General features: G+C 70.3%; 8 protein-coding genes. 5 read left to right on the top strand and 3 right to left on the bottom strand.

Annotation, left to right across the window (positions count from 1 at the left end; genetic code table 11):
• Positions 1 to 55 precede the first annotated feature (55 nt).
• A complete protein-coding gene (locus RM704_RS32270; protein WP_033525845.1) occupies positions 56 to 301 on the top strand; it encodes a hypothetical protein in 246 nt (81 codons plus the stop codon).
• 84 nt (positions 302 to 385) lie between these two features.
• Entirely contained in the window at positions 386 to 1372 is a 987-nt protein-coding gene (holA, locus tag RM704_RS32275; RefSeq protein ID WP_192829594.1) for a DNA polymerase III subunit delta, read from the top strand.
• 367 nt (positions 1373 to 1739) lie between these two features.
• On the opposite strand, the gene rpsT is transcribed toward holA, so the two are convergent.
• Positions 1740 to 2006 (bottom strand): 30S ribosomal protein S20, encoded by a 267-nt coding sequence (gene rpsT, locus RM704_RS32280; RefSeq protein WP_033525839.1) that lies wholly within the window; start codon positions 2004 to 2006, stop codon positions 1740 to 1742.
• 214 nt (positions 2007 to 2220) lie between these two features.
• Here rpsT and lepA point away from each other — a divergent pair, with 214 nt between their 5' ends.
• Together lepA and RM704_RS32290 are read left to right on the top strand one after the other, a co-directional pair.
• Entirely contained in the window at positions 2221 to 4089 is a 1869-nt protein-coding gene (gene lepA, locus RM704_RS32285; protein WP_033525840.1) for a translation elongation factor 4, read from the top strand.
• Between the two features lie 299 nt (positions 4090 to 4388).
• Positions 4389 to 6266, top strand: coding sequence for an AMP-dependent synthetase/ligase (locus RM704_RS32290; RefSeq protein WP_033525841.1), 1878 nt, complete (start codon positions 4389 to 4391; stop codon positions 6264 to 6266).
• A gap of 84 nt (positions 6267 to 6350) precedes the next feature.
• Here the strand turns inward: RM704_RS32290 and RM704_RS32295 are convergent, their stop codons facing one another.
• Both RM704_RS32295 and RM704_RS32300 read right to left on the bottom strand, forming a co-directional pair.
• Positions 6351 to 6923, bottom strand: a complete 573-nt coding sequence (locus RM704_RS32295; protein WP_033525842.1) for a response regulator — start codon at positions 6921 to 6923, stop codon at positions 6351 to 6353.
• Positions 6920 to 10990: a HAMP domain-containing protein gene (locus tag RM704_RS32300; RefSeq protein ID WP_311591624.1), complete on the bottom strand. Its 4071-nt coding sequence runs from the start codon at positions 10988 to 10990 to the stop codon at positions 6920 to 6922. Before RM704_RS32300 ends, RM704_RS32295 begins: the two co-directional genes overlap by 4 nt.
• A gap of 206 nt (positions 10991 to 11196) precedes the next feature.
• Between RM704_RS32300 and RM704_RS32305 the strand changes: the two genes are divergently transcribed.
• Positions 11197 to 14073: a SpoIIE family protein phosphatase gene (locus tag RM704_RS32305; RefSeq protein ID WP_037658051.1), complete on the top strand. Its 2877-nt coding sequence runs from the start codon at positions 11197 to 11199 to the stop codon at positions 14071 to 14073.
• Positions 14074 to 14139: the final 66 nt, after the last annotated feature.

Below are 14139 nucleotides of genomic sequence, written 5' to 3' on the forward strand. Positions count from 1 at the left end.
GAGGGGAGGGGGGAGGGGGGAGGGGGAGGAGACAGAGGTGACGGAAGATGGGGGCGTGAGTGATGTGAGGCATGTGTTGGTGTTGCCGGATCGCGACGCGGCCGAGGAGGTTGTCGACGCGTTGCGGGAGCGGTTCGGGCTGGATGAGGAGCCGCAGCTGGTGCGGGACGCGCTGGCCGGGGAGGACGACGCCGAGGACGCGCAGTGGCTGGTGGTGCTGCGGGACGAGCGGGAGCGGCTCGATCCGGGGGCGTTGGACGAGTTCGCGGGGGAGTGGGAGGGGTGGAGGGAGGAGCCGTAGGGCTGCCGCTCGGGGGTTCCATGTGCTGTGGGGGGCGGTCGGTGCGCGGTCGGGTTGTCAGTGGGCCGTGGGATGCTGTCCTGGATGGCCAAGAAGACTGTGAACGATGATCCCCTCGCCCCCGTGACGTTGGCCGTGGGGCAGGAGGAGTTGCTGCTCGATCGGGCTGTGCAGGTGGTGGTGGCCGCGGCGAAGGCCGCGGACGCCGACACGGATGTGCGGGATCTGGCGTCGGACCAGTTGCAGCCGGGCACGCTCGCCGAGCTGACGAGCCCCTCGCTCTTCGCCGAGCGCAAGGTCGTGGTCGTACGCAACGCGCAGGATCTGTCGGCCGACACGGTCAAGGACGTGAAGGCGTATCTGGGGGCTCCCGCCGAGGAGATCACCCTGGTGCTGCTGCACGCGGGCGGCGCCAAGGGCAAGGGGCTGCTGGACGCTGCGCGCAAGGCGGGGGCGCGGGAGGTGGCGTGCCCCAAGATGACGAAGCCGGGGGATCGGCTGGCGTTCGTGCGGGGTGAGTTCCGGACGCTCGGGCGGTCCGCGACGCCGGAGGCGTGCCAGGCGCTCGTCGACGCGATCGGGAGTGATCTGCGGGAGCTGGCGTCCGCGGCGTCGCAGTTGGTGGCGGACGTCGAGGGGACGATCGACGAGGCGGTGGTCGGGCGGTACTACACCGGGCGGGCCGAGGCGTCGAGCTTCGAGGTGGCCGATCGGGCCGTCGAGGGGCGGGCGGCGGAGGCGTTGGAGGCGCTGCGGTGGTCGCTGGCCACGGGGGTGGCGCCGGTGCTGATCACCAGTGCGCTCGCCCAGGGAGTGCGGGCGATCGGGAAGTTGTCGTCGGCGCGGGGCGGGCGGCCGGGGGATCTCGCGCGGGAGTTGGGGATGCCGCCGTGGAAGATCGATCGGGTGCGGCAGCAGATGCGGGGGTGGACGCCGGACGGGGTGGCCGTGGCGTTGCGGGCGGTCGCCGAGGCCGATGCCGGGGTTAAGGGCGGGGGGGACGATCCTGAGTACGCGTTGGAGAAGGCGGTTGTGGTGATCGCGCGGGCGGCTCGGTCGCGTCGGGGTTGAGAGGGTTGAGAAGGGTTGAGAGGGCGGGGCCGGTCGTGAGTGGGTCCATGCCGGAGCGTCGGGGCTGGTCGCGCCGTTCCCCGCGCCCCTGAAAGCGCGGTCGCCCCGAGCCGTGAGCGGCCCGCCTTCCGAGGCCACCCCCGAAAGCCCACTCCACCCCACTACACCCGGAAGCCCACCCTTCCCCACGCCGAAAGCCCCGCCGGTCGCCCCGGGGAAGGGGTGGGTGGCGGGGCTTTCGGGTCACGATGGGAGATCCGCACCCGCGTGGCGAACGCAGGCCGCGTGCGGATCCAGGGTGTCGGGTGGGAGCGGATGAGAGAGGGCCCGCTCTGGGTCCAGCCGACGATCAGATCAAAGGTGAAGCTCAGCCCTTGAGGGAAGCGACCTTGGAAGCAAGCGCCGACTTCTTGTTGGCGGCCTGGTTCTTGTGGATGACGCCCTTCGAGACGGCCTTGTCGAGCTGACGCGCGGCAGCGCGCTGGTACTCGGTGGCCTTCTCGACGTCACCCGCGGCAGCGGCCTCACGGGCCTTGCGGATCGCGGTCTTGAGCGACGACTTGACGGCCTTGTTGCGCAGGCGCGCCTTCTCGTTCGTCTTGTTCCGCTTGATCTGGGACTTGATGTTCGCCACGAATGAGCCTTTTCAGCTTGGTTTTCCTTGGGATGTGCCTCCTGCAGAGAGGGCATGAGACACAGCGGCCCACGTTACCAGCAGCTCTCGCGTGGGCCCAAACCGGTCGCAGCCCTCCACCCGTGGGACCATGGTGCCTACGTACAGCCCCGCCAGACCCGATCCGACCCGAGACCGCAGACGGCTGCGGACGCCTCAAGAATCAGGACCCTGCGTGCCCGCGATCCCTAGCCATGTGCCCGAGCCGAGCCGTACCGACCCGGCTCTGATCCGCAATTTCTGCATCATCGCGCACATCGACCACGGCAAGTCCACGCTCGCCGACCGGATGCTTCAGCTCACCGGTGTCGTCGAACAGCGGCAGATGCGTGCTCAGTACCTCGACCGCATGGACATCGAGCGTGAGCGCGGCATCACGATCAAGTCCCAGGCGGTGCGGCTGCCCTGGGCGCCGACCGACGATCCGGGCAACACGCACATCCTCAACATGATCGACACCCCCGGGCACGTCGACTTCACGTATGAGGTGTCGCGGTCGCTGGCGGCCTGTGAGGGGACCGTCCTCCTCGTCGACGCGGCGCAGGGGATCGAGGCCCAGACCCTCGCCAACCTGTACCTGGCGATGGAGAACGACCTGAAGATCATCCCCGTTCTGAACAAGATCGACCTGCCGGCCGCCCAGCCGGAGAAGTTCTCCGAGGAACTGGCGAACCTCATCGGCTGCGATCCCCAGGACGTGCTGAAGGTCTCCGCCAAGACGGGTGTGGGCGTCGACGCGCTGCTCGACAGGGTCGTGGCGGAGGTTCCGGCGCCCGTCGGGGTCAAGGACGCGCCCGCCCGCGCGATGATCTTCGACTCGGTGTACGACTCGTACCGGGGCGTGGTCACGTACGTCCGTGTGATCGACGGGCAGCTCAACAAGCGCGAGCGGATCCGGATGATGTCCACCGGTGCCACGCACGAGCTGCTGGAGATCGGGACCAACTCGCCCGAGATGCTGCCCGCCGACGGGCTGGCCGTCGGTGAGGTGGGTTACCTCATCACCGGGGTGAAGGACGTCCGGCAGTCCAAGGTCGGTGACACGATCACCAGCCAGGCCAAGGGGGCGACCGAGGCGCTCGGGGGATACAAGGACCCCAAGCCGATGGTCTTCTCCGGGTTGTATCCGCTGGACGGGTCCGACTATCCCGAGCTGCGTGACGCGCTCGACAAGCTCCAGCTCAACGACGCCGCGCTCGTGTACGAGCCGGAGACGTCCGCCGCGCTGGGCTTCGGTTTCCGCGTCGGCTTCCTCGGGTTGCTGCACCTCGATGTGATCCGGGAGCGGCTGGAGCGCGAGTTCGGGCTCGACCTGATCGCCACCGCGCCGAACGTCGTGTACCGCGTCGTCATGGAGGACGGCACGGAGCACACGGTCACCAACCCGAGCGAGTTCCCCGAGGGCAAGATCAACGAGGTGTACGAGCCCGTCGTACGCGCCACGATCCTCGCCCCGACCGAGTTCATCGGCTCGATCATGGAGCTGTGCCAGACCCGGCGCGGCACCCTGCTCGGCATGGACTACCTGTCGGAGGACCGGGTCGAGATCCGGTACACGCTGCCGCTCGCGGAGATCGTCTTCGACTTCTTCGACCAGCTGAAGTCGAAGACGCGCGGTTATGCGTCGCTGGACTACGAGCCCACGGGTGAGCAGACCTCCAGCCTCGTCAAGGTCGACATCCTGCTGCACGGCGACAAGGTGGACGCCTTCTCGGCGATCACGCACAAGGACGCGGCGTACGCGTACGGGGTGCGGCTCGTCGCGAAGCTGCGGGAGCTCATCCCGCGGCAGGCCTTCGAGGTGCCCATCCAGGCCGCCATCGGCTCGCGTGTCATCGCCCGCGAGACCATCCGCGCCATCCGCAAGGACGTCCTCGCCAAGTGCTACGGCGGTGACATCTCCCGTAAGCGGAAGCTGCTGGAGAAGCAGAAGGAAGGCAAGAAGCGGATGAAGATGGTGGGCTCTGTGGAGGTTCCGCAGGAGGCCTTCATCGCCGTTCTGTCCAGTGACGACAGCGCCGGCGGGGGCAAGGGCAAGAAGTAGCCAACGGCGACTCCGGTCGCCGACCGCGGGGTAGCCACTGTTACCCCCGGAAACTCGGGCAGAATGCGGGCCCGTCGCGTTTCGGCGCGGCGGGCCCGTAGGTCTTCCGGGAGGCGTCGGTGCGTGGTCGTACGGTCGTTCTCGGTGGAAAGTGACTGCCCGCCGCCCCTTACCAACCGGCCGACCTCGCTCTACCCTGATCACCACTCGATGGTTACTCGCGAGTTAAACAACAGCCGCTTTGAGCCAGCCGCACAGTCCGTGAGCCAGCTGTACTGTCGCGTGCCCCGGAGGATGTCGTGAGCGACACACAGACCCTGATCGAGAACCGTCCGCCCTCGGTGGCGGCCCTCTTCCTCGAGCGCGTGGCGGCCACGCCCGACGGCGAGGCCTACCGGTACCCGGTGCCACCGGCCTCCGGGGAGGGGCCCTCCGACTGGAAGTCGCTGAGCTGGGCACAGTCGGCCGAACGGGTCTACGCCGTCGCGGCCGGACTGATCGAGCTGGGTGTGCAGCCGGAGCAGCGGGTCGCCCTCGCCTCGTCGACGCGCATCGAGTGGATCCTCGCCGACCTCGGCATCATGTGCGCGGGCGCCGCCACCACGACCGTCTATCCGCAGACCAACGCCGAGGAGTCCGCGTACATCCTCTCGGACTCCTCCAGTCGGGTCCTCATCGCCGAGGACGCGGCACAGCTCGCCAAGGCCCGGGAGAAGAAGGCCGAGCTGCCCGAGCTGACGCACGTCGTCGTCATCGACACCGAGGGCGCGGACCTGTCGGAGGACTGGGTCCTCTCCCTGGCCGAGCTGGAGAAGCGCGGCGCCGCGTACCTGGAGAAGAAGCCCGACCTGATCACGGAGAAGGTCGGCGCGATCACCAAGGACCAGCTCGCCACGCTGATCTACACCTCCGGCACCACCGGCCGCCCCAAGGGGGTCCGGCTGCCGCACGACAACTGGGCGTACATGGCGAAGGCGATCGCCGCGACCGGGCTGATCAGTGCCGACGACGTGCAGTACCTGTGGCTGCCGCTCGCGCACGTGTTCGGCAAGGTGCTCACCAGCGGTCAGATCGAGGTCGGGCACGTCACCGCCGTCGACGGCCGGATCGACAAGATCATCGAGAACCTTCCGGTGGTGCAGCCGACGTACATGGCGGCCGTGCCGCGCATCTTCGAGAAGGTCTACAACGGCGTCGTCGCCAAGGCCCGCGCGGGCGGCCCGGCCAAGTACAAGATCTTCCAGTGGGCGGCCGGCGTCTCCCGCGAGTACGCCAAGGTCAGCCAGGACAACTTCCGCCGCACCGGCACCGCCTCGGTGCCGTTCGCGCTCGGCGCGAAGCACAAGGTCGCCGACGCGCTGGTGTACGCCAAGCTCCGCGAGGCGTTCGGCGGCCGGCTGCGGGCGTGTGTCTCCGGGTCGGTCGCGCTGGCGCCCGAGATCGGGTTCTTCTTCGCCGGTGCCGGCATCCACATCCTGGAGGGCTACGGCCTCACGGAGACCTCGGCCGCGTCCTTCGTGAACCCCGGCGAGGCCTACCGCACCGGTACGGTCGGCAAGCCGCTGCCCGGCTGCGAGGTGCGGATCGCCGACGACGGCGAGATCCTGCTGCGCGGGCCCGGTGTGATGGAGGGCTACCACGGCCTGCCGGAGAAGACGGCGGAGGTACTGGAGGCCGACGGGTGGTTCCACACCGGTGACATCGGGGAGCTGTCGCCCGACGGGTACCTGCGGATCACCGACCGGAAGAAGGACCTGTTCAAGACGTCCGGCGGCAAGTACATCGCGCCGACCGAGATCGAGGGGCGGTTCAAGTCGCTGTGCCCCTTCACCTCGAACGTCATGGTGATCGGCGCGGACCGGAACTTCTGCACGGCGCTCATCGCCCTCGACGAGCCGTCCCTCCAGGGGTGGGCCGCGGAGAACGGGCTGGCCGGGAAGTCGTACGAGGAGATCATCGCGGCGCCCGCGACGGTGGAGATGGTCGACGGGTACGTCAAGCAGCTCAACGAGGGGTTGCAGCGGTGGCAGACGATCAAGAAGTTCCGGTTGCTGCCGCGGGATCTCGATGTCGAGCACGGTGAGCTCACGCCGAGCCTGAAGTTGAAGCGGCCGGTGGTGGAGAAGGAGTACCAGCACCTCATCGACGAGATGTACGCCGGTGCGCGCGAGGCCTAGCACCTGACGCAGGGGACGGCGGGGACCGCTCGGCGGCCGCGGGATCGTCGTGGCGCGTCGCGCGGCTCCCCGGCGCCCCTGAGGTCAGCTGCTGCGCTCCCTCGTCACCAGGGCTCGGAGGTCCTGCAGCTGTATTCGGACCTCCGGCAGGTCCGGGGTCGCCTGGGTCAGTTGTTTCTCCAAAGCGGCCAGACGGGCGTCGACCTGCTCCGCGTGCTCCCGCCGGCTCGTCAGCAGGGTCTCCAGCTGCCGGGTCTTGCGGTGCAGGTCCAGGAAGACGCTCACCTTCGCCCGTAACACCCAGGGGTCGAAGGGTTTGGTGAGGTAGTCGGCGGCGCCGGTGGCGTAGCCGCGGAAGGCGTAGCCGGCGTCGGCGTCCGTGCCGGTGAGGAAGATGATCGGGACGTCCTTGGTCTGGTCGAGTCGCTTGATGTGGGCGGCGGTCTCGAAGCCGTCCATGCCGGGCATCCGGATGTCGAGGAGGACGACCGCGAAGCGGTGCCGCAGCAGGGCCTTCATCGCCTCCTCGCCCGAACGGGCGCGGACCAGCGGCTCGTTGAGGGATGCCAGGACGGCCTCCAGGGCGAGCAGGTTGTCCTCCATGTCGTCGACGAGGAGGATGCCCGCGCCCGCGTCGGTCCGGTCCTGAGGGGTCATGGTGAGGGTGCCTCGTTCTCTTCGGTGCGTTTCTCGGGGGACGGCTCGGCGCTCTCCGGGGCCTTGGGGGTCTCCGGGTCCAGGACCGCGCAGACGACCGTGAGCAACTGGTCGACGTCCACCGGCTTCGGTACGTAGTCGTTGGCGCCGCGGGCGATGGACTTCTCGCGGTCGCCGGGCATCGCCTTGGCGGTGAGGGCGACGATCGGCAGGCCCGCCCAGCGGGGCGTGCGGCGGATCGCGGAGATCGTCTCGTAGCCGTCCATCTCCGGCATCATGATGTCCATCAGGACGAGTTCGACGTCCGGGTTGCGCTCCAGGGTCTCGATGCCCTCGCGGCCGTTCTCCGCGTACAGCACGGGCATGCCGACCCGGCCCAGGACATGGGTGAGCGCGAAGACGTTGCGGATGTCGTCGTCGACGATCAGCACCCGGCGGCCCGGCAGGACCTGGCCCGCGCGGCCCACCTTCCACGCCTCCAGCTTGGTGGGCGCCGGCCAGGAGTCGTCGCTGTCGTGCGCGTCGCCGTCGTAGGCGGCCGGGTACGGCTCGGTGGCCAGCTGCTCGGGGACGAGGCTGCCGCGTTCCTCGACCACCGGGCCCGTCACCCCGTGGCCCGGGCTGAAGACCGGGACGTACAGCGTGAAGGTCGAGCCCTTGCCGGGGACGCTCTCCGCGACGATGCGGCCGCCGAGCAGGCCGGCGATCTCGCGGCTGATGGACAGGCCGAGGCCGGTGCCGCCGTACTTGCGGTTGGTGGTGCCGTCGGCCTGCTGGAACGCCTCGAAGATCACCGGGAGTTTCTCGGGCGCGATGCCGATGCCGGTGTCCGAGACGGCGAAGGCGATCACCTCGTCGTGGTCCTCGCGGGTGTGACGGTGGTCGGGGTCCTTGACGCGGCTGACGGTCAGCTCGACCCGGCCGGACGCGGTGAACTTGATCGCGTTCGACAGCAGATTGCGCAGGATCTGCTGGAGGCGCTGCTCGTCCGAGTACATCTCGCGGGGGACGTCCTCGCCGACCGTGACGTCGAAGGCGAGGCCCCGGTCGAGCGTGAGGGGCCGGAACGTGGCGTGGACGTAGTCCAGGAGCTTGATCAGCGGGAGGCGCTTCGGGCGTACGTCCATCCGGCCGGCCTCGATCTTCGAGAGGTCGAGGATGTCGTTGATCAGCTGCAGCAGATCCGACCCCGAGCGGTGGATCGTCGCCGCGAACTGCACCTCCTGGTCGGTGAGATGGCCGTCCGGGTTGTCGGAGAGCAGCCGCGCCAGGATCAGCAGGGAGTTCAGTGGGGTGCGCAGTTCATGGGACATGTTCGCCAGGAACTCCGACTTGTACTGCGAGGAGGTGGCCAACAGAGCCGCCTTCTCCTCCAGTTCGGCGTTCGAGCGCTGCAACTCCGCCTGCTGCATCTGCAGTTCGTCGGAGCGCTCCTGGAGTTGCCTGGCCAGGCGCTGGGACTCGCCGAGGAGGGACTCCGTACGGGAGTTGGCGATGATGGTGTTGATGGCGACGCCGATGGTGTTCACGAACTGGTCGAAGAACGCCAGGTGGACGTCGGAGAACCGGGAGAAGGACGCCAGCTCGATCACACCGAGGAGCTTGTCCTCGAAGAGGATCGGGATGATCACCACACTGGACGGCGAGGCCTCACCGAGGCCACTGTTGATCTTGATGTAGCCCGGTGGGGCCTCCTCCACCAGGATCCGTTTCTTCTCGCGGGCGGCCTGCGCGACCAGACCGTGCACGGGCAGACCACCGGTCTCGACGGTCGCGCCCTGCGCCGCGCCGTAGCCCGCGATGAAGGCGAGGCCCTTGGTGGGCGCCACCGGGAGCGGGGCCGTGCCGTCCTCGTCGGGGTCGGCCAGGTAGAAGGCGCCGTACTGGGCGTTCACCAGCGGGGTCAGCTCGCGCAGGATCAGGTCGGCGACCTCCATCAGGTCGCGGTGGCCCTGCATCAGGGCGGCGAGCCGGGCGAGGTTGGACTCCAGCCAGTCCTTCGCGCGGGTGGTCTCGCGGAGGTTGGCCACCATCAGGTTGATGTTGTCCTTCAGCTCGGCGACCTCGCCGCGCGCCTCCACCGTGATCGACCGGGACATGTCGCCCTGGGCCACGGCCGAGGCGACCTCGGCGATCGCGCGGACCTGGGTGGTCAGGTTCAGGGCGAGTTCGTTGACGTTCGTGGTCAGGCGCTTCCAGGTGCCGTAGACGCCCTCGACCCGTGCCTGGCCGCCGAGTTGCCCCTCGGAGCCGACCTCGCGGGCGACCCGGGTGACCTCGGACGAGAAGGAGGAGAGGGTGTCGACCATCGTGTTGATGGCGGTCTTCAGCTCCAGGATCTCGCCGCGCGCGTCCACGTCGATCTTCTTGGAGAGGTCGCCGTTCGCCACCGCCGTGGTCACCTGGGCGATGTTCCTGACCTGGGACGTCAGGTTGTCCGCCATGTAGTTGACGTTGTCCGTGAGGTCCCGCCACACACCGGACACGCCCAGCACCTGGGCCCGGCCGCCGAGCGCGCCGTCGGTGCCCACCTCGCGGGCCACCCTCGTCACCTCGTCGGCGAAGGCCCGCAGCTGCTCCACCATCGTGTTGACGGTGTCCTTCAGTTCGAGGATCTCGCCGCGCGCGTCGACGGTGATCTTCTTGGAGAGGTCGCCGTTGGCGACGGCGGTGGTGACCTGCGCGATGTTGCGGACCTGCGACGTCAGGTTCAGGGCCATGAAGTTGACGTTGTCGGTGAGGTCCTTCCAGACGCCGGAGACGCCCCGCACCTGCGCCTGGCCACCGAGGTTGCCTTCGGTGCCGACCTCGCGGGCGACGCGGGTGACCTCGTCGGCGAAGGCGGAGAGCTGGTCGACCATCGTGTTGATCGTGGACTTGAGCTCCAGGATCTCACCCTTGGCCTCGACCGTGATCTTCTTGCCGAGGTCTCCCTGCGCGACGGCCGTGGAGACGAGGGCGATGTTCCTGACCTGGGACGTCAGGTTGTCCGCCATGAAGTTGACGTTGTCGGTGAGGTCCTTCCAGACGCCGGAGACGCCCCGCACCTGGGCCCGGCCGCCGAGGTTGCCTTCGGTGCCGACCTCGCGGGCGACGCGGGTGACCTCGTCGGCGAAGGCGGAGAGCTGGTCGACCATCGTGTTGATCGTGGACTTGAGCTCCAGGATCTCGCCCTGCGCGTCGACGGTGATCTTCTGGCTGAGGTCGCCGTTGGCGACGGCGGTGGTGACCTGGGCGATGTTGCGGACCTGGGAGGTCAGGTTCGACGCCATGAAGTTGACGTTGTCGGTGAGGTCCTTCCAGACCCCGGAGACGCCCCGCACCTGGGCCCGGCCGCCGAGCTGCCCTTCGGTGCCGACCTCGCGGGCCACCCGGGTCACCTCGTCGGCGAAGGCGGACAGTTGATCGACCATCGTGTTCACGGTGAGCTTCAGTTCGAGCAACTCGCCGGTCGCCTCGACCGTCACCGTACGGGTGAGGTCGCCGCGCGCCACCGACGTGGTCACCAGGGCGATGTCCCGCACCTGCGCGGTCAGTCGGGAGGCCATGGTGTTGACCGCCTCGGTCACGTCCCGCCAACTCCCGGACAGGCCCCTGACCTTGGCCCGGCCGCCGAGCCGCCCCTCGGTGCCGACCTCGCGGGCCACCCGGGTCACCTCGCCGGTGAACAGGGACAGCTGGTCGACCATCTTGTTCACCGCGCGGCCCAACCGCCTCAGGTCGCCCCGGAGTTGGCGGTTGCCGTCGTGCAGGTCGACCCGCTGGGTGAGGTCGCCGCCGGCCACCGCGTCCAGGACCCGCGTGGCGTTGGCGGCCGGGGCGACCAGGGCGTCCAGTGTCTGGTTCACCTCGTCGACCCGGGTCGCCCAGGCGCCCTGGCCCGGGCTGGCCGACAGCCGCTCGTCGAGGCGCCCGTGCCGGACCAACTCGCGCCGCACACGCTGCACTTCGCTGCCGAAGTGGGTGCTGCGGTCGATGATCTGGTTGAAGAGGGCGCACAGCTCCGCCACCGGGGCGGGGCCCGACTCCGGGACCTTCGTGAAGCTGCCGTCGCGGGCGGCGGTCATGGCCGCGGTCAGCGCGCGGAGATCGGATGCCCGGATCAGAACGTCCGTTTGGCTGTCTTTCTGACCGTCTCGGAGCACCCGCGTAGCACTGTTCTCACTCATGGTGGCCCACTTCGGTAACTCGGCGCTTATGGGCGGGGTCAGTCTGTCACTCTGTCCGTGCCGCCTGAGGCCTATTCGTCCGAACTTTCTCAGGGAGCCGCTCAGTGGGGGCCATTCCGACGCAACGGGAGACCGTGTCCTGTGCGCCCGGTGCGCCCGCGCACGCCGGGGCCGACTCGCTGTCTGCCGGATCCGCGTACGCGGGCGCGGACCGGCGCGCGGTGGCGCATGTGTCGCTACCTGGGGGACCGCTCGCGCCGGGAGCCGCCCGGCGCTTCCTCGGTACCGCGCTCGCGGAGTGGGCCGAGCTCGGTCTCCCGGGCGCCACGGCGCTCTCCGCCCGCCTGGAGGAGGACGCCCTCGTGGTGGTCAGTGAACTGGTCACCAACGCGGTCGTCCACGCGGGAACGGACGTCGAGCTGATGTGCCGCCTGGAGCGCGACGACCCGACCTCCGCCGGATGGCTGCTCGTGGAGGTCTCGGACCACCACCCCTCCAGGGCGGTACGCGACGAGGGCACCGAACGCCCCTACCTCGTCGAACGGCCTTACGGGGCCGCCGAGTACGGACGCGGCCTGCGCCTCGTCGCGGCGCTCTCGGAAGCCTGGGGGATCACCTACCGGACCGGCACGAAGACCGTCTGGGCCCGGCTGTCGGTCGACGGGGCGATGACGGTGGAGGACGCGTTCGGGGCGTACGGCGGTGACGTGGCCGGCGTAGGGGTCGCGGGGGCCGTCGGAGCTGAGGGAGGCGCAGGAGGCGAGGCGGTCGAGGAGGTTGAAGGGGTTGAGGGGGTTGAGGGGGTTGAGGGGGGTGCGGACTGGCGTGCGCTGGCGTACGTCGGCGACGAGGAGGTGCGGGGAGTCCGTGGTGCGCCGGCGTACGCCGGGGTGGAAGAGGCGCAGGTATCCGGGGGTGCGCGGGCGTACGCCGGTCGCGTCGGATACGGCGACGCCGGCGTCCCCGAGCAGGGCACGGACCCGGTCGATCTGGTCGCGCCCGTGCCCCGGCGCTGTGGGGAGCGCGACCGGGAGTGGTTGAACCGGGGCGCGCTGTCCTTCCTCGCCGAGGCGTCCGATCTGCTCGCCGGCCAGCTCGACGAGGACCTGGTCGCCGCGCTCGCCGGTCAGCTGCTGGTGCCGAGGCTGGCCGACTGGTGCGCGGTGTGGCTGGAGGACGAGGGGCTGGGCTGGCGCGGCGGCGACGGTTCGCTCGGCCCGGCACCACGGCTCGCCCGCGTCTGGCACGGCAGCGAGAACCGCATCGAGGCACTGCGCCGGGCCCTGGAGAAGAACCCACCACGACTGCCCGAGTCGGTGCGGTCGAGGGCGGTACCTGTGCCGTGGCCGGAGCCGGAGCCGGAGCCGGAGCCGGACGAGGAGGACCGCCCGGGCGGAACGGGTGACGGTGGGTCGGGCTGGGACGGCAGGTCGGTACGGGACGGCCGATCGGCCCGGGACAGCGGGTTGTCCCGGGACGGCGGGTCGGCCCGGGACAGTGCGTCGGTCCGGGACAGTGCGTCGGTCCGGGACAGCGTCGGCGCGTCGGCGGAGTCGGGCGTGGGCGGGCCGGTGGAGGTGGACAGCGGCCCATCGACGGGGAGCCACGGCAGCGGGCCTGGGGGGATGGACGGCGGCCTCCGGACGCGGGAGCGCGGCGGTGGCCCAGTCGGGGAGCGTGGCGGTGGCCCGGTCCGGGAGCGTGACGGTGGTCCGGTCGGGGAGCGTGGCGGTGGCCCGGTCCGGGAGCGTGACGGTGGTCCGGTCGGGGAGCGTGGCGGTGGCCCGGTCCGGGAGCGTGACGGTGGTCCGGTCGGGGAGAGTGACGGCGGCCCGGTCCGGAAGCGCGGCAGCGGTTCGGACGGGGAGCGTGACGGCGAGGCGTCCCGGGAGTCCGCAGGCTGGACGGCGGGGGACCGAGAAGGCGGGACGGCCCGGGAGTCCGAAGGCGGGGCGGCGGGGGAGCGAGCAGGCGGGGCGGCCGGGGAGCGAGCAGGCGGTGCGGCCCGGGAAAGTGAAGGCGGCGCCGCGCTTGCCTATCGGCTGATCGCCGGGGGGCGCCCGCTCGGGACGCTCGTCATCGGGCGGGCCGGGCTGCTCCGGTTCCCGGACGAGGTGACCGGGCTGGTGGAGGACCTGAGCCGGCGCATCGCGCTGTCGATCGGCGCGGCCCGCCAGTACGCCCGCCAGGCGACCATCAGCCGCGTGCTCCAGCGCGGCCTGCTGCCGGGCGCGGTCGCCGAGATCCCCGGCGTATCGAGCGCACTGGTGTACGAGCCCTGTGACAAGGGCGGACCCAGCGGCGACTTCTACGACCTGTTCCCCGCCGGCCGGGGCCGCTGGTGCTTCGCGATCGGCGACGTCCAGGGCAAGGGCCCCGAGGCGGCCGTGGTCATCGGTCTGGCCCGGCCCTGGCTGCGGCTGCTCGCCCGCGAGGGCTACGGCGTGGCGGACGTGCTCGACCGCCTCAACCAGCTCCTCCTCGACGACGCGACCGAGGCCGCCGACGCCGCCGCCCGCGCCCTGGTCACCGCAGGCGACCCCGCTCTCATCGACCCCGAAGGCCCCCAGACCCGCTTCCTCTCCCTCCTCTACGGCGAACTCGTCCCCGTCCCCGGCGGCGTCCGCTGCACCCTCGCCTCCGCCGGCCACCCGCTGCCCCTGCTCCTCGGCCCCGACGGCGCCGTCCGGACCGTGGCCGAGCCGCAGACGCTGCTCGGGGTGATCGAGGACACCGAGTACGTCTCGGAGACGTTCGAGCTGCGCTGCGGCGACACCCTGCTCTGTGTGACCGACGGGGTCACCGAGCGACGCAGCGGCCCGCGCATGTTCGACGACGGCGACGGCCTCGCCACCGCGCTCTCCGGCTGCGCCGGCCTCGACGCCCAGCTGATCGCCGAACGCATCCGCCGACTCGTCCACGAGTTCGGGGAAGGGCCACCCGACGACGATCTGGCGCTGCTGGTGCTGCGGGCGGAGTAGGGGCGGACCGCGGGCGGAGCAGGGGCCGGCCGAGGCGGAACGAGGACCGGCGCCGTTGCTGGACAA

The organism is Streptomyces gottesmaniae, assembly GCF_031845845.1.
Taxonomy (GTDB): domain Bacteria; phylum Actinomycetota; class Actinomycetes; order Streptomycetales; family Streptomycetaceae; genus Streptomyces; species Streptomyces akebiae.